The sequence below is a fragment of the Pseudomonas salicis genome (assembly GCF_057128705.1).
In genome coordinates this window covers 1-23,153 of sequence record NZ_JBSKHU010000005.1, presented here as the reverse complement: position 1 = coordinate 23,153, position 23,153 = coordinate 1, and the positions used below count along the sequence as shown (strand labels likewise).

Here is a 23,153-nt window from a genome sequence, read left to right as displayed (position 1 = left end):
AGTCATGTCGCGAGCAGAACAGATCATCATCGGCGATGCACGGGTCACCTGGCAGGACATCACCGCCGTGGCGCGTCATGGCGCCACGCTAGCGTTGTCCGATAGCGCCTGGGCACGGATCGACAACGCTCAGGCCATCGTGCAGCGCATCGTCGCCAGCGATGAACGCGCCTACGGCGTGAACACCGGCTTGGGGGCGCTGTGCAACGTGTCGCTGCAAGGCGAGCAACTGAGCCGCCTGTCGCGCAATACGCTGCTCAGCCACGCCTGCGGTGTCGGCCCGGCGCTGCCCGACGAGCAGACCCGCGCGATCATCTGCGCCGCGATCATCAACTACACACAGGGCAAGTCCGGCATCCATCGTCAGGTGGTCGAAGCGCTGATGGCGTTGCTCAACCGCCGCATCACGCCGCAGGTGCCGTCCCAGGGTTCGGTCGGCTACCTGACCCACATGGCACACATCGGCGTCGCGCTGTTGGGTGTCGGCCAGGTCAGCTATCGCGGGCAAGTCGTGTCGGCGTTGCAAGCGCTGAGCGAGGAAGGTCTGTCGCCGGTCGAACTGGGCGCCAAGGACGGGTTGTGTCTGGTCAATGGCACGCCGTGCATGACCGGCCTGAGCTGCCTGGCCATCGCCGACGTGAATCGCCTGATGCAATGGGCCGACGTGATCAGCGCCATGACCTTCGAAGGCCTGCGCGGTCAGCTCGACGCATTCGATGAAACGATCATTGCGCTCAAGCCCCATCCGGGTATGCAGCAAGTGGGCAAGAACCTTCGTGGCCTGTTGGCGGGCAGCGAAGTCTTGGCCAACAGCAAGGGTATTCGTACACAGGACGCCTTGAGCATCCGTTCGATTCCGCAGGTCCACGGGGCCACCCGCGACCAACTCGCCCACGCCACCCAGCAGATCGAAACCGAGCTGAATTCGGCCACCGACAACCCGTTGCTGCTGGGTACGCCTGACGCCTATCGCGTCGTCTCGCAAGCCAACCCGCACGGTCAGTCCGTGGCCATGGCGGCGGACCTGCTCGCCATTGCGATGGCTGAACTGGGCTCGATTGCCGAGCGACGTCTGGACCGCCTCATCAACCCGACCGTCAGCGGCCTGCCTGCGTTTCTGGTCAGCCAGCCGGGGGTCAACTCCGGGATGATGATCGTGCAATATGTCGCCGCTTCCCTCTGCGCGGAAAATCGTCAGTTGGCGCAACCAGCTGTCATCGACAACTACGTGACGTCGGGGCTTCAGGAAGACCATTTGAGCATGGGCACCAGCGCCGCGTTAAAGCTGCATAAGGTGCTGGAAAACGTCACGCAGATCCTCGCCATCGAGTACTTGCTCGCCGCTCAGGCGTTCGAATTCTTCAAGGGGCCGCGCTTCGGCGTGGGCACCGAAGCCGCGTGGCGTCTGCTGCGTGAGCGCGTTCCGGCTTATGACGAAGACCGCTGGCTGGCCCCGGACATCGCCAGCAGCGTGACCCTGCTCAAGAACGAAGAATCACTGGAAACCGTCTTTCAGGTCTGCCGCGATTATGCGGCAACCCATAACAGCAACAGTCGCAGTCCGAGCGCCACAAGCGCGGAACAGGCAGGAGCCAGTTCAAGGCACGCGACCGACATCAACGAAGGAGTAGCAGCATCGTGACCGACACCCAAAAGGCGACCCCGCTGAACCTGATCCCCGGCCAGTTGACCCTGGCGCAACTGCGCGCGATCTATCAGCAACCCGTGACCCTCACGCTGGACGCCAGCGCCGACCAACAGATCGAAGACAGCGTGGCCTGCGTCGAGCGCATCCTCGCTGAAAACCGCACGGCCTACGGCATCAACACCGGTTTCGGCCTGCTGGCTTCGACCCGCATCGCCAGCGCGGACCTGGAAAACCTGCAACGCTCGCTGGTGTTGTCCCACGCCGCAGGCGTCGGTCAGCCGATCAGTGACGAGCTGGTGCGCCTGATCATGGTGCTCAAGGTCAACAGCCTGAGCCGTGGTTTCTCGGGCATTCGTCGTCAGGTGATCGATGCGCTGATCGCGCTGATCAACGCCGAGGTCTATCCGCACATTCCGCTGAAAGGTTCGGTCGGTGCGTCCGGCGACCTCGCACCACTGGCGCACATGTCGCTAGTGCTACTGGGCGAAGGCAAGGCGCGCCACAAGGGCCAGTGGCTGAACGCCTTTGAAGCCTTGGCAGTCGCTGGCTTGAAGCCGCTGACCCTCGCCGCAAAAGAAGGCCTGGCCCTGCTGAACGGCACACAGGTGTCGACCGCGTACGCCCTGCGTGGCCTGTTCGAAGGCGAAGACCTGTTTGCCGGCGCCTTGAGCTGCGGTGCGCTGACCGTTGAAGCAGTGCTCGGCTCGCGTTCGCCGTTCGATGCGCGGATTCACGCCGCCCGTGGTCAACGTGGTCAGATCGATTCCGCCGCGGCCTATCGCGACCTGCTGGGCGACAGCAGCCAGGTCTCCGACTCCCACCGTGACTGCGACAAGGTTCAGGACCCGTATTCCCTGCGCTGCCAGCCACAGGTCATGGGCGCGTGCCTGACCCAGTTGCGTCAGGCCGCTGAAGTGCTGGCGGTCGAATCCAACGCCGTGTCCGACAACCCGCTGGTGTTCGCCGCCGAAGACGACATCATCTCGGGCGGCAACTTCCACGCCGAGCCGGTGGCCATGGCCGCCGACAACATCGCGCTGGCCATCGCTGAAATCGGCTCGCTGAGCGAACGCCGCATCTCGCTGATGATGGACAAGCATATGTCGCAACTGCCGCCGTTTCTGGTGGCCAATGGCGGCGTGAACTCCGGTTTCATGATCGCCCAGGTGACCGCAGCGGCATTGGCCAGCGAGAACAAGGCGCTGTCCCACCCGCACAGCGTTGACAGCCTGCCGACCTCGGCCAACCAGGAAGACCACGTGTCGATGGCACCCGCCGCTGGCAAGCGTCTGTGGGAAATGGCGGAAAACACCCGTGGCGTGCTGGCTGTAGAATGGCTGGCTGCGTGTCAGGGTCTGGACCTGCGCAATGGTCTGAAGACCTCGGAAAAACTGGAAATCGCCCGCACCACCCTGCGCGGCAAAGTCCCGTTCTACGAAAAAGACCGCTTCTTCGCCCCTGACATCGAGGCCGCCACCGCGCTGCTGGCATCCAATTGCCTGAGCGAACTGGTTTCCGCTGACCTGCTGCCGAGCTTCTGATCGGGACAGGCCAGGGACGGCCTGTCATTGAAATGAAGGTGGGAGCGCTTTTGGCGTTTCGCCACCGCCCTGTAGGATTGGGTTCCCATCCTCATTTCAGCAAAAGGAAAGACTAGGAAAAGCGTGAGATGAAACCGCAAAACGCAACAGATCTGAAACGCGGGCTCAGCGCCCGTCACATTCGCTTCATGGCGCTGGGTTCGGCGATCGGCACCGGGTTGTTCTATGGCTCGGCGTCGGCGATCAAACTGGCAGGGCCTGCTGTCCTGCTGGTCTACCTCATCGCGGGTGCCGCGGTGTACATGGTCATGCGCGCCCTGGGCGAGATGGCCGTGCGCAATCCAGTGGCCGGCTCGTTCAGCGAGTACGCCACGCAATACCTGGGTCCGCTGGCAGGCTTCGTCCTGGGCTGGACCTACGCATTCGAGATGATCATCGTCTGCCTGGCCGACGTCACGGCATTCGGGATCTACATGGGTTTCTGGTTCCCCGACGTGCCCCGCTGGACCTGGGTGCTCGGCATCGTTTTCGTGATTGGCGCGCTCAACCTGTGCAGCGTCAAAGTGTTTGGCGAAACGGAATTCTGGCTGTCGCTGCTCAAGGTCGGCGCGATCATCGCGATGATCCTCGCGGGCTTTGGGATTCTGCTGTTCGGCATCGGGTCGTCTGCGGGCGACAGCGTCAGCCACGTGAGCAACCTGTGGACCCAGGGCGGCTTCATGCCCAACGGCGTCAGCGGGCTAGTGGCGGCTTTGGCAGTGGTGATGTTTGCTTTTGGTGGCATCGAGATTATTGGTGTGGCAGCAGGCGAAGCGCGCAATCCTGAGCGGGTGATTCCCCGCGCTATCAATGCCGTGCCGCTGCGCATTCTGCTGTTCTACGTGCTGACGCTGTTCGTGCTGATGTCACTGTATCCGTGGCAGGAGATCGGTAATCAGGGCAGCCCGTTCGTCCAGATTTTCGACAAGCTGGGGATTTCCTCGGCAGCGATCATCCTCAACATTGTGGTGATCTCGGCAGCGGTATCGGCGATCAACAGCGACATTTTCGGCGCCGGTCGCATGATGTATGGCCTGGCCAAACAGGGTCAGGCACCGAAGGGTTTTGCGCAATTGTCGGCCAACGGCGTGCCGTGGATGACCGTGCTGGTGATGGGCGCCGCATTGCTCTGCGGCGTGGTGCTGAATTATCTGATTCCGGAGAACGTGTTCCTGCTGATCGCATCCATCGCGACCTTCGCCACGGTCTGGGTGTGGCTGATGATCCTCGTCACGCAGATTGCGATGCGCCGCTCGATGAGTCCGGAAGACGTCGCGCAATTGAAATTTCCGGTGCCGTTGTGGCCGGTCGCACCGATTGCCGCCACTGCCTTCATGGTATTCGTGTTTGTGGTGCTGGGGTATTTCCCCGATACGCAGGCAGCGCTTCTGGTGGGTGCGGTGTGGATTGTGATGTTGGTGATTGCGTATCGGGTTTGGGTGAAGCCAAAACAAGACTTGACCAAACATCGATCTGTCGGATGACACCAATCCTGTAGGAGTGAGCTTGCTCGCGATTGCGACGGGCCAGAAACATCTATGCCGTCTGACACACCGTCATCGCGAGCAAGCTCACTCCCACAGGTTCTTTATCGTTTCGCACTCTGGAGGTATCGATGAAAACGCTCTGGCATAACTGTCACGCAGCAACCATGGCAAACGGCACGTATTCGATCATCGAGAACGCGGCCATCGTGACCGACGGAGCGCACATTGCCTGGGTCGGTCCTCTGAGCGATGCCCCTGATCTGGCTGATGCTCAAAAGGTTGACCTTGACGGCGCGTGGGTCACACCTGGCCTGATCGACTGCCACACCCACACCGTGTTTGGCGGCAATCGCAGCGGCGAATTCGAGCAGCGTCTGCAAGGCGTCAGCTACGCCGATATCGCAGCGGCCGGTGGCGGTATCGCCAGCACCGTGCGCGCGACCCGGGCGGCCAGCGAAGAGCAGCTCTACGCCAGCGCCGAGCGCCGTGTGCAGCATTTACTGAAGGACGGCGTGACCACGATCGAGATCAAATCCGGCTACGGCCTGGACCTGGCCAGCGAAGGCAAAATGCTGCGCGTCGCTCGCCAGCTGGGGGAAAAACTCCCGGTCACCGTGCGCACCACCTGCCTCGCTGCCCACGCCCTGCCCCCGGAATACAAGGATCGCGCCGACGATTACATCGCCCATATCTGCTCGGAAATGCTGCCTGCACTGGCGGCTGAAAATCTGGTGGATGCGGTGGATGCGTTCTGCGAATACCTGGCGTTTTCGCCTGCCCAGGTCGAGCAGGTGTTCATCACCGCCGGCCAATTGGGCTTGCCGGTGAAGCTGCACGCCGAGCAGTTGTCGTCGCTGCATGGTTCGAGTCTGGCAGCCCGTTATCAGGCGCTGTCGGCTGACCATCTGGAATTCATGACCGAGGAAGACGCCATCGCCATGGCCGCTTCCGGCACCATCGCCGTGTTACTGCCGGGTGCGTTTTACTTCCTGCGCGAAACCCAGTTGCCACCGATGGACGCCCTGCGCAAACACGGCGTGAAGATCGCCATCGCCACCGACCTCAACCCCGGCACCTCGCCGGGCCTGTCGCTGCGACTGATGCTGAACATGGCCTGCACCCTGTTCCGCATGACCCCGGAAGAAGCCCTGGCGGGCGCAACGATTCATGCCGCGCAAGCCTTGGGACTGGCCGAAACGCACGGCTCGCTGGAAGTCGGCAAGGTCGCCGATTTCGTTGCATGGAACATTGAACGGCCCGCGGACCTGGCCTATTGGCTGGGCGGGGATCTGGATAAACGCGTCGTGCGTCACGGCGTGGAAAGTCGTTTCTAAGCCGTTTCCAATCAGGAGAATACTGTGGACAAGGTACTTAGTTTCACTCGCGGTCGCGTGCCGCTGCTGATCAGCATGCCGCACCCAGGTCTGAACCTGACGCCGGTGGTGCGCGAAGGGCTGGTGGACGAGGCTGTGAGCCTGCCGGACACGGACTGGCACATCCCGCGCCTCTACGATTTCGCCCACGATCTGGGCGCCAGCGTGTTGGCGGCCGAGTATTCGCGCTTCGTCATCGACCTCAACCGCCCCTCCGACGACAAGCCGCTGTACGCTGGTGCGACCACCGGACTGTACCCGTCGACGCTGTTCGAAGGCGACCCGCTGTTCAAGGAAGGCCTGGTGCCGACCCAGGAAGAACGCGCGATGTATCTGGAGCAAATCTGGACGCCTTACCACGACACCCTGCGCAACGAGCTTGAGCGTCTGCGTGATGAGTTCGGCTACGCGCTGCTGTTCGACGCCCACTCGATTCGCGGCCACATCCCGCACTTGTTCGACGGTCGCCTGCCGGACTTCAACCTCGGCACCTTCAACGGCGCGAGCTGCGATCCCGAGCTGGAAAAACGCGTTGAAGCGGTGTGCGCAGGCGCGAAGAACTACAGCCATGTGCTCAACGGTCGTTTCAAGGGCGGCCACATCACCCGCCACTACGGCAACCCGTCCGAGAACATCCACGCGGTGCAGCTGGAACTGGCGCAGAGCACGTACATGGAAGAGTTCGTGCCGTTCCCCTACCGCGCGGACCTGGCTGACCCGACGCGGGTGGTATTGAAATCACTGCTGGAAAGCATGATCGCCTGGGGGCGGGAGAAGTACGGGAAGTAATCGCTCCACTTCATATACTTCCTGATGTGAAATGCTGACCTCCCTGTGGGAGCGAATTCATTCGCGAGACATGGGTACATCCGACGCAGATCCATCGTCAGACAGACCATCGCGAATGAATTCGCTCCCACAGGGGATAGCGCAGCGTCGTCAAAACTTGCGTTACTTCCTCAACAACCGCAACCCGTTAAACACCACCAGCAAACTCACCCCCATATCCGCAAACACCGCCATCCACATGGTCGCGACGCCTGCGAAGGTCACGGCCAGGAAGATCGCCTTGATCACCAGCGCCAGCGCGATGTTCTGTTTGAGCACCGCAGCGGTGTCCCGCGACAGGCGGATGAACGCCGGAATCTTGCGCAAGTCGTCATCCATCAACGCCACGTCGGCGGTTTCGATGGCGGTGTCAGTCCCGGCAGCCGCCATGGCGAAGCCGATCTCCGCCCGCGCCAATGCAGGCGCGTCGTTGATGCCATCACCTACCATCCCGACGCGATGGTTCTGCGCGTACAGCCCTTCAATGGCCTGCAACTTGTCGGTCGGCAGCAGATTGCCCTGGGCCTGATCGATCCCCACCTGTGCGGCAATCGCCTTGGCCGTGTGCGGGTTATCACCGGTCAGCATCACGGTCTTCACGCCCAGCGCATGCAATTGCGCGATGGCTTCACGGCTGCTGTCCTTGACCGTGTCGGCCACGGCGAACAACGCCAACGGTCCGGTCTCGTCGAACAACAGCACCACGGTTTTGCCTTGGGTTTCCAGCACCTCAAGACGCGCCTCAAGTTCGGGCGAGCACAGCCCCGACTCATGCACCAACCGGTGGTTGCCCAAGTGATACAGACGACCATCGACCTCACCCTTCACACCCCGCCCGCCCAGCGCTTCGAACCCCTCGACCGACAGATGCCCGTCCTTGCCGAAATCAGTGGCGATGGCCTGAGAAACCGGGTGATCCGAACGCCCCGCCAAGCTCGCTGAAATCGGCAGCGCCCGCTCACCGAACGCCTCGTCGAGCAACACGTAATCGGTCTGCACTGGCTTGCCGTGGGTGATGGTCCCGGTTTTGTCCAACGCCAGATAATCGAGCTTGTGCCCCATTTCCAGATAGACGCCGCCCTTGACCAGAATCCCCTTGCGCGCCGCCGCAGCGAGACCGCTGACGATGCTCACCGGCGTTGAAATCACCAATGCACAGGGGCACGCCACCACCAGCAACACCAGCGCGCGATAGATCCAGTCGAACCACGCCGCGCCCATGAACAGCGGCGGAATAATCGCCACGGCGAGGCCCAGCGCAAACACGGCCGGGGTGTAGATTTTCGAGAAGCTGTCGACAAACCGCTGGGTCGGCGCACGCGCACCCTGGGCGGCTTCGACCGCATGAATGATCCGCGCCAGCGTCGAATTGTTCGCCGCCGCCGTGACCTTGTACTCCAGCGAACCGGCCTGGTTGATGGTCCCGGCAAACACCTTGTCGCCCACGGTCTTCTCAACCGGCAGGCTTTCACCCGTGATCGGCGCCTGGTCGATGCTCGAATGCCCCGCCACCACTTCGCCGTCCAGGCCAATGCGCTCGCCCGGTTTGACCCGGACCACGCTGCCCAATGCGATGTGCTTGACCTCGACCTCAACCCACTGGCCATCCTGCTGCACAGTCGCCACTTCCGGCGTGAGCTGCATCAGGCCGCCGATGGCGTTGCGCGCGCGGTCCAGGGATTTGGCTTCGATCAGCTCGGCCACGGTGAACAGGAACATCACCATCGCCGCTTCCGGCCATTGCCCGATCAGCACTGCGCCGGTGACGGCGATGCTCATCAAGGCATTGATGTTCAGATTGAAGTTCTTGAGCGCGATCCAACCTTTTTTGTAGGTGGTCAGGCCGCCACTGAAGATGGCGACCAGCGCAATCAGCGCGACCACCCAGGTCGGCGCGGCATCCGTGAAGTGAATGACTTCCGCCGCCACAGCAGCCACGCCGGACAGTGCCAGCGGCCACCACGGCTTTTTCGGCGACGGCAGCGATTCGGTCTCTTGGGCTGCGCCCTCTTCCATCGCGTCAGCCTGCATGCCGAGCGAGCCGATGGCCTCACGAATCGGGTCGGTCGACGGCAGTTCATGCCAGACGCCCAGCACACGATTGATCAGATTGAATTCGAGCTTCTGGATGCCCGACATCTTGCCCAGCTTGTTCTGGATCAGCGTCTGTTCGGTCGGGCAGTCCATTGCCTCGATGCGGAAGCGGCTAAGACGCGCGTTGTCTGTCGAACCGTTGCCAACGCTGACCACCGCCGGAGCGCTCTCATGGGAGCAGCAAGAATGGGCTTTGTGTTCGTGCTTGCCGACCGGCGTGAATCTGCCCGGAGCGGCGTGGCTGTGACCTGCGTGGTCATGACCGCTATGGTCGTGACCGGCGTGATCGTGGGGCGAATGTTTGTGTACAGAGTCACTCATCGATTGAGTCTCTTGGTGTGCGTGTTGCCAAGTGAACACCCTGTAGCCACTATAGGGTCAAGCCTCAAAACGGGATCGATGACATGAACGCCTCTTTCAAGATCGGCGAGCTGGCCAAACTGACCGACTGCCCCGTGGAAACCATTCGTTATTACGAGCGCGAAAAGCTGCTGTCCGAGCCTGCGCGAAGTGAAGGCAATTACCGGCTGTACACTCAGGAACACGTTGAGCGCCTCACCTTCATCCGCAATTGCCGCAGCCTGGACATGACGCTGGATGAAATCCGGAGTCTGCTGGCCCTGCGCGACAGCCCGCAAGATCAGTGTGAAAGCGTGAATGCGCTGATCGACGAGCACATCCAGCACGTCAGCGCCCGCATCGCGAGCCTTCAGGCGCTACAAACGCAGTTGGTGGATTTGCGACAGCGCTGCAGCGAAGGCGCGCCGGATCATTGCGGGATTCTGGATCGACTGGAAGTAAGCGGCAGCGTGGTCGCCGCCGAAGTGGAGCATTCCCATGTGGGGCGGAGCCACGGACATTGAATCTAAAGGAAACGCTCGACCTGTAGGAGTGAGCTCGCTCGCGATGGCGATAGCCCGGAAATGAAGATCTGTCTGCTACGACGTCGTCGCGAGCAAGCTCACTTCTACAGAGGATCATCGTTGGGCAAGCAACACGTGTCCGACGCAGATAAAAAAGCCCCCAACCTGTCACTCAGGTTGGGGGCTTTGTGTTTCAGCTGCCGTTACGCGTGGTGAATACGCTCCACCGCCTCGGTCACACCGGCGCCGTACGCCGGGTCAGCCTGGGTGCAGTGCTTGATGTGCAGCGCGATGATCGGCGCCGACACGCCGCGCAGGGCACGTGCGGTGTTGTCGAACAGCGACTGTTTCTCTTTCGGGCTCATGTTGCGGAACAGGTTGCCCGGTTGCGAGAAGTAGTCGTCGTCCACACGGTGGTTCCAGTGGCCCGCAGCGCCTTCGATGGACAGCGGCGGCTCGCGGAAATCAGGCTGCTCCTGGAACGCGCCTTTGGTGTTCGGCTCGTACGAGGTCATGCCGCCACGGTTGCCGTCGATGCGCATCAGGCCATCGCGGTGATAGCTGTTCACGTGCAGCGCTGCTTTTGGCGAGTTCACCGGAATCTGGTGGTGGTTGACGCTCAAGCGGTAGCGCTGGGCATCGCCGTAGGAGAACAGTCGGCCTTGCAGCATTTTGTCCGGCGAGAAACTGATACCCGGCACCACGTTGGAAGGCGCGAACGCGGCTTGCTCGACGTCAGCGAAGTTGTTTTCCGGGTTGCGGTTCAGCTCGAACACGCCCACTTCGATCAACGGGTAATCGCCTTTCGGCCAGACCTTGGTCAGGTCGAACGGATTGATGTGGTAACTGCCTGCTTCCTTCTCCGGCATGATCTGCACGAATAGTTTCCAGCGAGGGAAATTGCCGCTCTCGATGCTTTCGTACAGATCGCGGTGATGGGACTCACGATCGCGACCCACCAAATCCTGCGCTTCGGCATCGGTCAGGTTGGCAATGCCTTGCTGGGACACGAAGTGAAACTTGACCCAGAAACGTTCGTGCTGCGCGTTGAGGAAGCTGTAGGTGTGGCTGCCGAAACCGTGCATCTCGCGGTAGCTGCGGGGAATGCCGCGCTCGCTCATGACCACGGTGACCTGGTGAAACGCTTCGGGCAGTTGGGTCCAGAAGTCCCAATTGTTTTCAGCGCTGCGCATGCCGGTGCGTGGGTCGCGTTTCACGGCGTGGTTCAGGTCAGGAAATTTCAGCGGGTCACGCAGGAAGAACACCGGGGTGTTGTTGCCGACGAGGTCCCAGTTGCCTTCTTCGGTGTAGAACTTCAGGGCGAAGCCGCGAATGTCGCGTTCAGCGTCCGCAGCGCCTCGCTCACCAGCGACGGTCGAGAAGCGGGCGAACATTTCAGTCTGCTTGCCGATCTGCGAGAAGATTTTGGCGCGGGTGAATTGGGTGATGTCGTGGGTGACGGTGAACGTGCCGAACGCGCCCGAGCCTTTGGCGTGCATGCGGCGCTCCGGGATGACTTCGCGGTCGAAGTGAGCAAGTTTTTCCAGGAACCAGACGTCCTGCAACAGCGCCGGACCATGAGGGCCTGCGGTCTGGATGTTCTGGTTATCGACAACAGGGGCGCCGAATGCGGTCGTCAGTTTGTTGCTCATGCGCTTCTCTCCTCGGGGATCATGTTTCCCGGCGACCTCATGTGAAGCCAGCCGTGTGCTTGTTCGATGGAGAGACGATAAGGAAAACCCGGCGCCGAAGCTCATTGTGATGCCGCACTGGGTGGATAGAGGAAGTTAATTAGCGGAAGGCGAAATGATAGTCGTAGATGATCGAGCAGATGTAGGAGCGCTTGCCCGCGATCACCGTGCGTCGATGGCACCCAAGCCATCTGACACACCGCCTTCGCGGGCAAGCGCGCACCTATAGAGGTGTTTGAGGTGAGTGCTCAAATCTGGCTGCGGTGGTAACCATGCGGCACGCCGCCTTTGGACAATACCCACTGCCACAATTGAATGTCCCGCGCGCGGAACGCCCCGGCACAGGACAACAGGTAATAACGCCACATGCGATAGAAGCGTTCACCCAACTGCGATTCAAACTCGGGCCAGGCCTTCATGAAGTTGTCGTGCCACGCCATGAGTGTCTTGTCATAGTCCGCGCCAAAGTTGTGCAAGTCTTCGACCACGAACAACCCATCCATGGCATCGCCCATTTGACCAATTGAAGGCAGGTCTCCATTGGGGAATATATATTTGTCGATCCATGGATCAGGGTAAGAGTTGCGTTGGTTCTTGCCGATGGTATGCAACAGGAACAACCCACCGGGTTTCAAACAGCGATTGGCCAGTTCCATGTATTCCCGATGATTCTTGCGGCCTACGTGTTCGAACATGCCCACGCTGGCAATCGCATCGAACTGCTCGTCCAGTTCACGGTAATCCTGGAAGCGGAATTCAAGTGGCAGGTGCTTGTAGCGCTCTTTGGCCCAGGCAATTTGTTCTTTGGAAATGCTCACACCCACGGCTTCGACGCCGTAGTGTTCGGCGGCATAGCTCATGAAGCTGCCCCAGCCGCAGCCAATGTCGAGCACGCGCATGCCGGGCTTGAGTTGCAACTTGCGGCAGATCAGGTCGAGCTTCGCGGCTTGCGCTTCTTCGAGGGTTGTGGCGTTTTCCCAGTACCCGCAGGTGTAGGTCATGCGCGAGTCGAGCATTTTCGAATAGAAATCGTTGCCCAGGTCGTAATGCACTTCACCGACCGTTTTCGAACGTTTGACGTTTTGCCGGTTCATGAACTTGGCCATGAGCGCGTAGAACAGCAAGCGAATCGGTTTGACGTCTTCCGTCATCCGCGTCTTGAGGAGCCTATGGAAAAACTCGTCTAGATGCTCGCTGTCCCATTGCCCCTCCATGTAGGCCTCGCCCAACCCCAGGTTGCCCTGGGCGAAAGCGCGTTCGAGAACGCCGGGACCATTGAAGCGAATATCCGAGGGTGCCGATCCGTTGATCTGGATTCCGGCTTCGTTGAGGATGCGAGCGGCGGCGCGATAAAGACCGGAGGTGGTGCTGGAGTAAGTGTCAGTGCTGAAGTTCGTCGTGGTCATGGAGGGTGATTCCAAACGCGTGTCAGGCTAAAGACTTATCGGTAGACCTCGACTATAGAACAAACAATCCCCAGAGTTAAACTCAATACACGCAATCGACAGATTGAAAATATCTATCAAATCAATTTTGTTTACTGCCTTGCAAAACAGTTATTACGCAACTGCAACAATCCGGTCTTTTATTAAATTTTAATTGACCGGGAACTTTGGGGTTAACCGGTTAGAACATAGAAGCCTCGTGCGAGTTTAATTAAATCGCTCTGGATCAGTACGGCTTGCTGGCGGCGTGAGCAGAATCGCTACCGCCGGCGAGCCGAACTGCTACAGAGTCTTCAGCGCTGGAGGCTCAAACCGCCACAGGCGCTTTGATGTTGGGATCGGCGTCGTAGCCTACGATTTCGAAATCTTCGAAACGGTAGTCGTAGATGCTGTCCGGGCGGCGGTTGATCTTCAACTGAGGCAGCGCTTTGGGCGTGCGGGTCAGTTGCGTGGCGATCTGCTCTTCGTGGTTCGAATAGGCGTGGGTGTCGCCCAGGCTGACGATGATCTCGTGCGGGATCAGGTCGCACTGCTGCGCCAGCATATGGGTCAGCAGGGCCAGCGCCGCGATGTTGTACGGCAGGCCGAGGAAGACATCGGAGCTGCGAATGTACAGCTGCATCGACAGCTTGCCGTCCGCCACGAACGCTTGATACAGCAAATGGCAGACCGCGAGCGCTTGACGTCCGACCTTCACGTTTTCCTGAGGCGACAGCTTTTCGTCCGGCAGGTATTCGGTGTTCCAGCCGTGGAACAGGATACGGCGACTGTTGGGGTTGTGCCTGAGGCAATCGACCATGTAATCGATCTGGTTGATCTTGCCGCCGTCCTTGGTTGGCCAGCCGGTCCACTGTGCGCCGTAAACCGGGCCCAGGTCGCCGTCTTCAGTCGCCCACTCGTCCCAGATGGTCACGCCGTTTTCGTTGAGCCATTTGGTGTTGGTGTTGCCGCTGAGCATCCAGATCAGCTCATTGGCAATGCTCTTGAAGTGCAGCTTTTTGGTGGTCAGCAGCGGGAAGCCATCGGCCAGGTTGTGGCGAATCTGACGACCGAACACCGCCGTCGTGCCAGTGCCGGTGCGGTCGCCCTTGCGCGTTCCGTTGGCGATGACGTCCTGTAACAGCTCAAGGTATTGCTTCATGCCCAAAGGCCCTCTGTATCGATGAATCGCCCGGCCTCATGAGCCGGGCGATCCAGAGTCAAACCGCTGCCTTGTTGGCAGCCGGTGCGCGGTGATAGGCCAGCCAGATCAACACCAGGCCGCCGATGATCATCGGCAGGCTGAGGATCTGACCCATGGTGACCCAGCCCCAGGCCAGATAACCCAGTTGGGCATCGGGCACTCGGACGAACTCCACGACAAAGCGGAAAATCCCGTAAAACAGCGCGAACATGCCGGAAACGGCCATGGTCGGACGCGGTTTGCGCGAGAAGAAATAGAGAATGACGAACAGTGCCACACCTTCCAGCGCGAATTGATACAGCTGCGACGGGTGGCGCGGCAGTTGAGCAGGGTCGCTGAACGGCGGGAAGACCATGGCCCACGGCAGGTCAGTCGGCTTGCCCCACAACTCGCCGTTGATGAAGTTGCCGATGCGCCCGGCACCCAGGCCGATCGGCACCATTGGCGCGATGAAGTCCATCAGTTGGAAGAACGACTTGCCGTTGCGTTTGCCGAACCAGTAGGTCGCGATCATCACGCCGATGAAACCGCCGTGGAATGCCATGCCGCCTTTCCACACTTCAAAGATCAGCAGCGGGTTGGCGATGTAGTTCGGCAGGTCGTAGAACAGCACGTAACCCAGCCGTCCACCGACGATCACGCCCATCGCGACCCAGAAGATCATGTCCGAGAGTTTTTCCTTGGTCCATGTCGGGTCGAACGTGTTCAAACGACGCGAAGCCAGGAACCAGGCACTGCCGATGCCGACCAGGTACATCAGGCCGTACCAGTGAATTTGCAGCGGACCGATGGCCACGGCTACCGGGTCAATCTGCGGGTAAGGCAGCATTGCGACTCCTTAAATGGACGCTCATAGAGCAACGAATCAAATCAGAAAACTGGTACCCACGACCACCAGCAGGAGTGCGAACAGTCGTTTCAGCACCCTCGGTGACAGTTTGTGCGCCAGCTTCGCACCAAAACGGGCGAAAAACATGCTGGTGACGGCGATGCCGATCAGCGCAGGCAAGTACACGAAACCGAGACTATGCGGGGGCAGCAGCGGGTCATGCCACCCCAGAATCATGAAACTTATGGCGCTCGCCACCGCGATGGGAAAGCCGCAGGCGGAGGACGTGGCGACCGCTTGCTGCATCGTCAGACTGCGCCAGGTGAGGAATGGCACGGTCAATGATCCACCGCCGATGCCGAAAATCGCCGACGCCCAGCCGATCACCACACCTGCCGCCGTCAGCCCCGTCTTGCCCGGCACGCTGCCGCTGGCCTTGGGCCTGAGGTCGAGGGCCATCTGAAGGGCGACCAGAATGGCGAAGATCCCAATGATTTTCTGCAAATGCGGCCCGGCGATGTAGCTGGCCGTCAGTGAGCCAAACCCCGCGCCGATCAGAATTCCCACCGTCATCCACGCAAACACCGCCCAACGCACGGCCCCCATTTTGTGGTGGGCGCGAACCGACTGGATCGAGGTGAACACGATGGTCGCCAGCGATGTGCCGACGGCCAAGTGGGTCAGGACCGAACTGTCGAAACCTTGCAGCGTGAAGCTGAACACCAGCACCGGAACGATGATGATGCCGCCGCCCACACCGAACAGCCCGGCCAGCACGCCGGCGCAGGCGCCCAGGGCCAGATAGAGCAGAAATTCCATGGGGGTCTCCGAAAATCAGTGCGGCATGTTACCGGAGCAAGCGCTTGCCCTCCACCTGTGGTCGATGGATGTCCTGTGTATCTGTGCGTACAGTGTCGAGAAAAAGGAGGCCCGCATGTGCCTGATCGTCTTCGCCTGGCGCCCTGCCCACCCGCAGCCGCTGATTCTGGCGGCCAATCGTGATGAATTCTACGCACGTCCCACCCTGCCTCTCGCACAATGGGAAGACGCTTCCCACGTCTACGCTGGACGTGATCTGGAAGCGGGCGGCACGTGGCTGGGCGTCACGGCCGAGGGACGCTTTGCCGCGTTGACCAACATCCGCGATCCCGGCCAGCCGTTGGGGCGTCGCTCAAGGGGTGAGCTGGTTGCTCATTTTTTGACCGGCTCGCTGTCGATAGACGAGTACTTGCGGGAAGTCGCAGGTCGCTCGACGGAATACGGCGGCTTCAACCTGTTAGTGGGCAATCGCGAAGAGCTGCACTTTCTCAACGCGTCGAATCCCGTTCCACGCCGCTTGGAACCGGGGATTTATGGCGTGTCCAACGCAGGGCTCGACACGCCGTGGCCGAAGCTGCTGAGGGCGAAAGCCGCGCTTGCGGATCAACTGGATCGGCCCGAGCCGGAGGCGCTTTTTGGGTTTCTTGCGGATGCCGAGGCTGCACCAGACGCCGATCTGCCCAGTACTGGCGTGGGTTTGGCGACCGAGAAGCTGCTGTCCAGCGTGTTCATCGCCAGCCCGAATTACGGGACGCGGGCGAGTACGGTGCTGATTGCCAGTGCAGATGGCAGCCGGAGACTGATCGAACGCAGCTTCGGGCCGTATGGCGGGCGATTGGGTGAGGTGGAGCTCACGATGTGAAATGCAAAATACCTGTGGGAGCGAATTCATTCGCGATGCGGTAGTACATCCGACAGAGGTGTGTCGGATGCACAGACCCCTCGCGAATAAATTCGCTCCCACAGAGGGCAAGTGTGTGCAGTCGAGACTGATGACCGATCAATGCCCTTTGACGGACGTCGGGTTGATCATCCGCGACAGCCCAAGATTCCTCAACGCCAGCTGCAGCGAGCTGCTGATGACCTGCGGGTTGTCGTTCTTCATCAGCTGCGCCAGCAGTTCTTTCGCCTTGCTCAGGTTGATCTGGCGCAGCATCCACTTCACTTTCGGCAGGTTGGTGGCGTTCATCGACAGGCTGTCGAAGCCCATCGCCATCAACAGCACGGCAGCCGCTGGATCGCCTGCCATTTCACCGCAAATACTGACCGGCTTGCCTTCGGCATGAGCGTCACGCACGACATTTTGCAGGGCCTGTAAAACAGCCGGGTGCAGGTAATCGTAGAGGTCAGCCACGCGCGGGTTGTTGCGGTCGACCGCCAGCAGGTACTGAGTCAAGTCGTTGGAGCCAACTGACAGGAAGTCCACCTGACGCGCCAGCTCGCGGGTCTGGTACACCGCCGCTGGCACTTCGATCATCACGCCCACCGGCGGCATTGGCACATCGGTGCCTTCGTCGCGCACTTCGCCCCAGGCCCGGTGAATCAGGTGCAGAGCCTCTTCGGTTTCATGAGTGCCGGAGATCATCGGCAGCAGAATCCGCAGGTTATTCAAGCCTTCGCTGGCCTTGAGCATCGCGCGGGTCTGCACCAGGAAGATTTCCGGGTGATCGAGGGTCACGCGGATACCGCGCCAGCCCAGGAACGGGTTGTCTTCCTTGATCGGGAAATAGGACAGCGCCTTGTCACCGCCGATGTCCAGCGTGCGCATGGTCACGGGCAGAGGGTGGAACGCGGCCAGTTGCTCGCGGTAGATCGCCAGCTGTTCCTTTTCACTCGGGAAACGCTGCTGAATCATGAACGGCACTTCGGTGCGGTACAGGCCCACCCCTTCGGCGCCGCGCTGTTGAGCCCGCGCCACGTCGGCCAGCAGACCGGTGTTGACCCACAATGGCATGCGGTGTCCGTCGAGGGTGACGCAGGGCAGCTCACGCAAGGCGTCGAGGCCTTGAGACAGCTGACGCTCTTCCTCGACCACCACCGAATACTGCTTGCGCAGGGCTTCGCTGGGGTTGGTGAAGACTTCGCCGTGATAACCGTCGACGATCAGCTCGATGCCATCGACCTTGGAATACGGCAAATCGACCGCACCCATGACCGTCGGAATGCCCATCGCACGGGCCAGGATCGCCACGTGAGAGTTGCCCGAACCCAGCACCGAGACCAGACCGACAAGCTTGCCTTCCGGCACTTCGCCGAGCATAGCCGGGGTCAATTCCTCGCTGACCAGAATCGTCGCGTCGGGATAGACCAGCGCCTGCTGGCGCGCTTCCTGAAGGTAGGCCAGCAGACGACGGCCCAGGTCCTTGACGTCCGATGCGCGCTCGCGCAGGTAGGCGTCGTCCATCAGTTCAAAACGGTTGACGTGCTCATTGACCACCGAACGCAGCGCGCCCTGTGCCCATTGGCCGGTCTTGATGACGTTGGTGACTTCACTGCCCAGCGACGCATCGTCGAGCATCATGAGGTAGACGTCGAACAACGCGCGCTCTTCAGGGCGCAACTGAGTCGCCAACTTCGCTGAAAGCGTGCGCATGTCGCTACGAACGCCTTCAAGGGCGTTCTGGAACAGTTTCAGCTCGGCATCGATGTCGGTGACGGTCTTGTCCGGCACCACTTCGAGGTCGGCGGGCGGCAGCATCACCAGCGCCGTACCGACCGCCGCACCCGGCGAACCGGCCACGCCGACGAAGCGGGCTTCCTGAATGCCCTTGCCCTGACGCCCCAACCCGCGAATCGAGCCTGTGGCCTCGGCATGGGCGATAACGCCAGCCAACTGGGCGCTCATGGTCACGAGGAAGGCTTCTTCCCCTTCGTCGAACTGACGGCGTTCCTTTTGCTGGATCACCAACACCCCGACGACACGCCGGTGGTGAATGATCGGCGCGCCAAGGAACGAAGCAAAACGTTCTTCGCCGGTCTCGGCAAAGTAGCGATAGCGGGGGTGATCGGCGGCGTTTTCGAGGTTCAGCGGCTCTTCGCGCGTGCCGACCAGACCGACCAGGCCCTCATTGGGCGCCATGCTGACTTTGCCAATAGAGCGCTTGTTCAAGCCCTCAGTGGCCATCAGCACGAAACGGTTGCTTTCGGGGTCGAGCAAATAGACCGAGCAGACCTGGCTGCTCATGGCCTCTTTGACGCGTAACACAATAATCCCCAACGCCGCCTTGAGATCCTTGGCGGAGTTAACTTCCTGGACGATCTTGCGCAGCGTATTGAGCATGGCTCGGGGTCGAACTCCGTGTCAGTCGCGCGCCAACAGGCGCGGGGCAAGCTCTTTGAGTGCGCGGCGATACACTTCGCGCTTGAATGTCACCACCTGGCCCAACGGATACCAATAGCTGACCCATTTCCAGCCATCGAACTCCGGTTTACCGGTCAAATCCATCCGCACCCGCTGCTCGTTGGAGATCAGGCGCAGGAGAAACCACTTTTGCTTCTGGCCGATGCACAGCGGCTGGCTGTGGGTACGGACCAGACGTTGCGGCAGACGATAGCGCAGCCAGCCACGGGTGCAGGCCAGAATTTCAACATCGTGCCGTTCCAGCCCGACTTCTTCATTCAATTCACGATAGAGCGCGTCTTCCGGCGTTTCCTGAGGGTTGATCCCTCCTTGCGGAAACTGCCAGGCATCTTGGTTGATACGGCGAGCCCATAAGACCTGGCCAGCATCATTTGTCAGAATTATCCCGACATTAGGGCGGAAACCATCGGGGTCGATCACGGCTACAACCTCGCAAACGCATGTCGCCGCATTGTTCCACAAAGATCGTGAAGGCAGCAACGAGGCGCAGGCAGCTTATCGCGACAACTGCATTAATAGATGCGATCTCTTGATGAAACCTCGTATTCTTGTGCTCTTTTTTCAGCCAATTCAGCGAGTAACCGCATGCGCCTGGCCTTATTCGACCTCGACAACACACTCTTGGGTGGCGACAGCGACCACGCCTGGGGGGATTACCTGTGCGAACGCGGCATCCTTGACGGTGCTGCTTACAAGGCGCGTAACGATGCCTTTTATCAGGACTATCTGGCAGGCACTCTGAACCTGACGGATTACCTGAATTTCAGTCTGGAAATCCTCGGTCGCACTGAAATGGCGCAACTCGACGAATGGCATGGCGAGTTCATGCGCGACTGCATCGAGCCGTTGGTGCTGCCGAAGGCTCTCGCCCTGATCGCCAAGCACCGCGATGCGGGTGACAAGCTGGTGGTCATCACCGCGACCAACCGCTTCGTGACCGCGCCGATCGTGAAGCACTTGGGCATCGACACGCTGTTGGCGACCGAGTGCGAGATTGTCGAAGGCCGCTACACCGGCCGCACCACCGACGTTCCGTGCTTCCGTGAAGGCAAGGTGACGCGCCTGAACCGCTGGATCGAAGAAAACGGCTTTGATCTGGAAGACAGCTATTTCTACAGCGACTCGATGAACGACCTGCCGCTGCTGGAGCAAGTCGCCAACCCGGTGGCCGTCGACCCCGATGAAAAACTGCGCGCCGAAGCGACCCGTCGTGGCTGGCCGGTGATTTCGTTGCGCGATTGAGATATCAGGGGCACCTCAACTTGCCGGAGGACCAGATACTCGGCAAACGCGGCTTTTCTGTGGGAGCGAATTCATTCGCGAGGCGGCGGTATAGGCGGTAGAGATGCATCGACTGTACTGACCCCTCGCGAATGAATTCGCTCCCACGGGGGGGGGGCAGCGTTGACGCTTAAGATCGGTGGCCATCCTCAACTCGGCTTGGCCACCATCAAGTAAAAAATCGCGATAAACGAAAAGAACGCGGGCCACGCCAGGCCAAACCACCATCGCATATAAACAGTCGCCTTCATCGGCATCGCAGAGCCGTCCAGCAACGCCTGATTCGCCATCTTGTGCACCCGCATCTGCAGCCACACCACTGGCAGCCAGCAAATTCCCGCCAGCACGTACAACCCGAAACTCCACATCAGCCAGGTTTGATGAGGCGGCCAGCCTGCGAGCAATACCAGGCCTAACCCGCTCAGGGGCTGAAAGATCGCGGTCGTCGTGGTGAACGCCCAGTCGGCGAACACCAAATGCTTGAACGTCACGGCGATGACCTCGACCTTGCCGGTCCGCCAGGCCCTCAGCGCGTAATAGGCCGAGCCCGCGCCGAGGCCGAACAGGATCGTGGACGACAGAATGTGCAGGGTTTTGAGCAGTAAATAGGCGTTCATCGACGCGGTTCAGTCCGTAAAAGCCAAAGGGTGGCCACCATCAGCACCAGGTTTTTGGCGACAGCGGCGTAAGGGTCAAACCAGTAATGGGGAAGGATGAAGGTGATGATGATGGTGTAAACCGCCATCAGGCACAGTTGCGCCTGAAACACACGGCGGCGCCAGCGCGGGATGAGCAGGCCAACCCCCAACACGCCGTCGCACAGCGCACCACTCACCGCCGCGATTTGCGCGAAGGGCCCTGTCAGCCCAGCCTCGGCAAGAATTCGCAATCCCCAATCAAAGCCGGGCCCGAGGCTGACGAACGCCGTGCCCAGCCAGATCAGCGCCAGCACCGCCAGCATCATCGGACGCAGGGCGAGCTGTGCGCTTTGGGCCGGATCAGGCCACTCCTGCAAACGATCACGCAAACTGGCGCAGCGATAACCACAGACCGACTCCAGCACTTCGGGATCGGCAATGTTGTCGCGACGGGCCATGAGCAGGCTTTGATAATTCAGGGCTCTCCAGCCGAAGCGATCGCCCATCGAGGCCCCCAGCTCGGTCACAGCGTCAGGGATTTTGAGAAACCAGGCGGTCGGCCATCCTTGGGACATGCGCATCTGGTCGATCAACTGCCCTAGCGTCATGACCTCAGGCCCCACCACAGGCAAGACAACGGCGGCGTCCGGCCAGCGGCGCATCAGGGCCAGTACGGCACCGACCAGATCATCGATGTGCAAAGGCTGCAATCGGGCTTTGCGGTCCAGCAACGGGATCACCGGCAATGCGGAAAGACGAGCGAGCCAGTCACTGCTGGCACCGCCCTGCCCCACGATCAACGAAGGGCGCAGCACCACGGCGGGTAGGCCGAGCGCCATCAGATAGTCATCCGCCGCAGCTTTACTGGCGAGAAACGGCACGTCCGGCTGTCCGCCCGCGCCGAGGGCCGAAATGTGCAGGACCCGGACACCGGCGTGTTTCGCCAGATTGAAAAGCGCACAAGTCCCGAGGTCCTGGGTCAGGCTCAGTTGTTGCTCGTCCACACTCAACAAACCGGCGGCGTTGATCAGCAGATCGATGGCTTCGGGGAATTCGAAGTGGTCAGGCACTGAAGCCAAGGTGTCGAGGTCGAGCTGACGCCATTCGACACCCGGCAAACGCAACGATTGCCGGGTGCGACTGGTCGCAATGATCTGATGACCGGCGCTGCTCAGCGCCTTGAGCAAGTGACGTCCGACGAATCCCGTCGCACCTGCCAGAAGTACCCTCATTACCGTCCTTGTAGTGATTGTGATGCAGCGGAATTAAACCGGCTTGGCACCCATCAATCCGGCGATGGCGACAAAACAGACCGCACTAAAGACCGCCAACGCCAGGGTAAATTTAGGGTTGCCGACGATCACTGGCCTGCGCAGCCGATTGACCCGCACCGCCAGCCAGGCCCAGCTCAACGCGCCAAAGGTATAAAGAATGCTGGCGAACAATAACCAGCTCTGCCCCAGCGACCAGCCCGCATAGTGCACCAGCCACCAGCCGCTGATCGGCAGCGTCAGCAGGCACAACCCCATCAGCAACCAGACAAACACCCAAGGCCTCTGCATGGCGCGATTCTGCACCGTCAGATCCCCGGCCCGCCGTCCGCGTACGATCCAGAACGTCAGCGCCAGCCCGCAGGCGAACAGCAGCACGGTCGTGACCATGTGCAGGATTTTCAGGGCGGCGAAGTGTTCCATGGTGGCGCTTTCCTTTATAGAGGCCGTGCTTTGAGCGTAGTCGGGGGCGGGAAGTTGCGTTGGGCGGCTACTCCACGACCACCGCACCTCGCAGGTCGAACATAGGCCTGTGGGAGCGAATTCATTCGCGATGCAATCGTACAGACGACACACATGTTCCGCCCGAGACACCTTTCCCGAATGAATTCGCTCCTACAGGGTCGGCGCAGGGCGTTATCCCAAAAACAGCTTATACGCCGGATTATTCGTCTCATCCCAATACGGATACCCAATCTCCGCCAGCGCCTTCGGCACCAGATGCCGCTCATCTTCCGGCACCACCAACCCCGCCACGACCCG

At 60.6% G+C, this 23,153-nt stretch carries 19 protein-coding genes and 1 pseudogene; 8 read left to right on the top strand and 12 right to left on the bottom strand.

The window, feature by feature from the left end:
• Nucleotides 1–4: 4 nt before the first annotated feature.
• The 5 genes from hutH (ACWKWE_RS18690) to hutG all read left to right on the top strand — a co-directional run bounded on the left by hutH (ACWKWE_RS18690) (nucleotide 5) and on the right by hutG (nucleotide 6,877).
• A complete protein-coding gene (hutH, locus tag ACWKWE_RS18690; RefSeq protein WP_483851356.1) occupies nucleotides 5–1,642 on the top strand; it encodes a histidine ammonia-lyase in 1,638 nt (545 codons plus the stop codon).
• Nucleotides 1,639–3,189 carry a histidine ammonia-lyase gene (gene hutH, locus ACWKWE_RS18685; RefSeq protein WP_483851355.1) on the top strand — a complete coding sequence of 517 codons (1,551 nt, stop codon included), beginning with the start codon at nucleotides 1,639–1,641 and terminating at the stop codon, nucleotides 3,187–3,189. Before hutH (ACWKWE_RS18690) ends, hutH (ACWKWE_RS18685) begins: the two co-directional genes overlap by 4 nt.
• Nucleotides 3,190–3,317: 128 nt before the next feature.
• A complete protein-coding gene (locus ACWKWE_RS18680) occupies nucleotides 3,318–4,712 on the top strand; it encodes an amino acid permease (protein ID WP_483851354.1) in 1,395 nt (464 codons plus the stop codon).
• Nucleotides 4,713–4,843: 131 nt separating this feature from the next.
• Nucleotides 4,844–6,049: an imidazolonepropionase gene (gene hutI, locus ACWKWE_RS18675; protein WP_483851353.1), complete on the top strand. Its 1,206-nt coding sequence runs from the start codon at nucleotides 4,844–4,846 to the stop codon at nucleotides 6,047–6,049.
• Nucleotides 6,050–6,073: 24 nt separating this feature from the next.
• A complete protein-coding gene (gene hutG, locus ACWKWE_RS18670) occupies nucleotides 6,074–6,877 on the top strand; it encodes an N-formylglutamate deformylase (protein WP_483851352.1) in 804 nt (267 codons plus the stop codon).
• Between the two features lie 162 nt (nucleotides 6,878–7,039).
• On the opposite strand, the gene ACWKWE_RS18665 is transcribed toward hutG, so the two are convergent.
• Nucleotides 7,040–9,331 (bottom strand): heavy metal translocating P-type ATPase, encoded by a 2,292-nt coding sequence (locus ACWKWE_RS18665; protein ID WP_483851351.1) that lies wholly within the window; start codon nucleotides 9,329–9,331, stop codon nucleotides 7,040–7,042.
• An 83-nt stretch (nucleotides 9,332–9,414) separates the two neighbouring features.
• Between ACWKWE_RS18665 and cadR the strand changes: the two genes are divergently transcribed.
• Nucleotides 9,415–9,873 (top strand): Cd(II)/Pb(II)-responsive transcriptional regulator, encoded by a 459-nt coding sequence (cadR, locus tag ACWKWE_RS18660; protein ID WP_483851350.1) that lies wholly within the window; start codon nucleotides 9,415–9,417, stop codon nucleotides 9,871–9,873.
• A gap of 203 nt (nucleotides 9,874–10,076) precedes the next feature.
• On the opposite strand, the gene ACWKWE_RS18655 is transcribed toward cadR, so the two are convergent.
• The 5 genes from ACWKWE_RS18655 to ACWKWE_RS18635 form a co-directional block, all read right to left on the bottom strand.
• Nucleotides 10,077–11,525, bottom strand: a complete 1,449-nt coding sequence (locus ACWKWE_RS18655; RefSeq protein ID WP_483851349.1) for a catalase — start codon at nucleotides 11,523–11,525, stop codon at nucleotides 10,077–10,079.
• Between the two features lie 287 nt (nucleotides 11,526–11,812).
• Nucleotides 11,813–12,898 carry a cyclopropane fatty acyl phospholipid synthase gene (gene cfa, locus ACWKWE_RS18650; protein ID WP_483851618.1) on the bottom strand — a complete coding sequence of 362 codons (1,086 nt, stop codon included), beginning with the start codon at nucleotides 12,896–12,898 and terminating at the stop codon, nucleotides 11,813–11,815.
• A 418-nt stretch (nucleotides 12,899–13,316) separates the two neighbouring features.
• Nucleotides 13,317–14,150, bottom strand: coding sequence for a thymidylate synthase (locus ACWKWE_RS18645; protein ID WP_483851348.1), 834 nt, complete (start codon nucleotides 14,148–14,150; stop codon nucleotides 13,317–13,319).
• 58 nt (nucleotides 14,151–14,208) lie between these two features.
• Nucleotides 14,209–15,021, bottom strand: a complete 813-nt coding sequence (gene lgt / locus ACWKWE_RS18640; protein WP_341960552.1) for a prolipoprotein diacylglyceryl transferase — start codon at nucleotides 15,019–15,021, stop codon at nucleotides 14,209–14,211.
• 36 nt (nucleotides 15,022–15,057) lie between these two features.
• Nucleotides 15,058–15,840, bottom strand: a complete 783-nt coding sequence (locus tag ACWKWE_RS18635) for a sulfite exporter TauE/SafE family protein (RefSeq protein WP_166598736.1) — start codon at nucleotides 15,838–15,840, stop codon at nucleotides 15,058–15,060.
• 115 nt (nucleotides 15,841–15,955) lie between these two features.
• On the opposite strand from ACWKWE_RS18635, the gene ACWKWE_RS18630 reads away from it, so the two are divergent.
• A complete protein-coding gene (locus tag ACWKWE_RS18630) occupies nucleotides 15,956–16,702 on the top strand; it encodes an NRDE family protein (RefSeq protein ID WP_483851347.1) in 747 nt (248 codons plus the stop codon).
• A gap of 138 nt (nucleotides 16,703–16,840) precedes the next feature.
• Here ACWKWE_RS18630 and ptsP read toward each other — a convergent pair whose 3' ends face one another.
• Nucleotides 16,841–19,120: a phosphoenolpyruvate--protein phosphotransferase gene (gene ptsP, locus ACWKWE_RS18625; protein ID WP_166598738.1), complete on the bottom strand. Its 2,280-nt coding sequence runs from the start codon at nucleotides 19,118–19,120 to the stop codon at nucleotides 16,841–16,843.
• A 21-nt stretch (nucleotides 19,121–19,141) separates the two neighbouring features.
• Entirely contained in the window at nucleotides 19,142–19,621 is a 480-nt protein-coding gene (locus ACWKWE_RS18620; protein WP_074751434.1) for an RNA pyrophosphohydrolase, read from the bottom strand.
• Between the two features lie 165 nt (nucleotides 19,622–19,786).
• On the opposite strand from ACWKWE_RS18620, the gene ACWKWE_RS18615 reads away from it, so the two are divergent.
• On the top strand, nucleotides 19,787–20,443 hold the full coding sequence (locus ACWKWE_RS18615) for a histidinol-phosphatase (protein WP_483851346.1): 657 nt from the start codon (nucleotides 19,787–19,789) through the stop codon (nucleotides 20,441–20,443).
• Between the two features lie 188 nt (nucleotides 20,444–20,631).
• Here the strand turns inward: ACWKWE_RS18615 and ACWKWE_RS18610 are convergent, their stop codons facing one another.
• The 4 genes and pseudogenes from ACWKWE_RS18610 to ACWKWE_RS18595 all read right to left on the bottom strand — a co-directional run.
• The gene (locus tag ACWKWE_RS18610) at nucleotides 20,632–21,099 is read right to left on the bottom strand and encodes a DUF2269 family protein (protein WP_483851345.1); all 468 of its coding nucleotides are present in this window, start codon (nucleotides 21,097–21,099) and stop codon (nucleotides 20,632–20,634) included.
• Nucleotides 21,096–22,352: an SDR family oxidoreductase gene (locus tag ACWKWE_RS18605; protein ID WP_166598741.1), complete on the bottom strand. Its 1,257-nt coding sequence runs from the start codon at nucleotides 22,350–22,352 to the stop codon at nucleotides 21,096–21,098. The genes ACWKWE_RS18610 and ACWKWE_RS18605 overlap by 4 nt, the downstream gene beginning before the upstream one ends.
• A 33-nt stretch (nucleotides 22,353–22,385) precedes the next feature.
• Nucleotides 22,386–22,814, bottom strand: coding sequence for a DUF2269 family protein (locus tag ACWKWE_RS18600; RefSeq protein ID WP_166598742.1), 429 nt, complete (start codon nucleotides 22,812–22,814; stop codon nucleotides 22,386–22,388).
• 213 nt (nucleotides 22,815–23,027) lie between these two features.
• Nucleotides 23,028–23,153: pseudogene (locus tag ACWKWE_RS18595) on the bottom strand (threonine dehydratase); the annotation flags it as partial.

What these genes read in the sequence shown, in the direction of transcription:
- ACWKWE_RS18645 (WP_483851348.1), bottom strand. Translation starts at nt 14,150, where the DNA reads ATGAAGCAATACCTTGAGCTGTTACAGGACGTCATCGCCAACGGAACG.
- ACWKWE_RS18655 (WP_483851349.1), bottom strand. Translation starts at nt 11,525, where the DNA reads ATGAGCAACAAACTGACGACCGCATTCGGCGCCCCTGTTGTCGATAAC.
- hutI (WP_483851353.1), top strand. Translation starts at nt 4,844, where the DNA reads ATGAAAACGCTCTGGCATAACTGTCACGCAGCAACCATGGCAAACGGC.
- ACWKWE_RS18680 (WP_483851354.1), top strand. Translation starts at nt 3,318, where the DNA reads ATGAAACCGCAAAACGCAACAGATCTGAAACGCGGGCTCAGCGCCCGT.
- lgt (WP_341960552.1), bottom strand. Translation starts at nt 15,021, where the DNA reads ATGCTGCCTTACCCGCAGATTGACCCGGTAGCCGTGGCCATCGGTCCG.
- ACWKWE_RS18615 (WP_483851346.1), top strand. Translation starts at nt 19,787, where the DNA reads ATGCGCCTGGCCTTATTCGACCTCGACAACACACTCTTGGGTGGCGAC.
- cadR (WP_483851350.1), top strand. Translation starts at nt 9,415, where the DNA reads ATGAACGCCTCTTTCAAGATCGGCGAGCTGGCCAAACTGACCGACTGC.
- ACWKWE_RS18600 (WP_166598742.1), bottom strand. Translation starts at nt 22,814, where the DNA reads ATGGAACACTTCGCCGCCCTGAAAATCCTGCACATGGTCACGACCGTG.
- ACWKWE_RS18635 (WP_166598736.1), bottom strand. Translation starts at nt 15,840, where the DNA reads ATGGAATTTCTGCTCTATCTGGCCCTGGGCGCCTGCGCCGGCGTGCTG.
- hutH (WP_483851356.1), top strand. Translation starts at nt 5, where the DNA reads ATGTCGCGAGCAGAACAGATCATCATCGGCGATGCACGGGTCACCTGG.
- ptsP (WP_166598738.1), bottom strand. Translation starts at nt 19,120, where the DNA reads ATGCTCAATACGCTGCGCAAGATCGTCCAGGAAGTTAACTCCGCCAAG.
- ACWKWE_RS18630 (WP_483851347.1), top strand. Translation starts at nt 15,956, where the DNA reads ATGTGCCTGATCGTCTTCGCCTGGCGCCCTGCCCACCCGCAGCCGCTG.
- ACWKWE_RS18605 (WP_166598741.1), bottom strand. Translation starts at nt 22,352, where the DNA reads ATGAGGGTACTTCTGGCAGGTGCGACGGGATTCGTCGGACGTCACTTG.
- ACWKWE_RS18610 (WP_483851345.1), bottom strand. Translation starts at nt 21,099, where the DNA reads ATGAACGCCTATTTACTGCTCAAAACCCTGCACATTCTGTCGTCCACG.
- ACWKWE_RS18665 (WP_483851351.1), bottom strand. Translation starts at nt 9,331, where the DNA reads ATGAGTGACTCTGTACACAAACATTCGCCCCACGATCACGCCGGTCAC.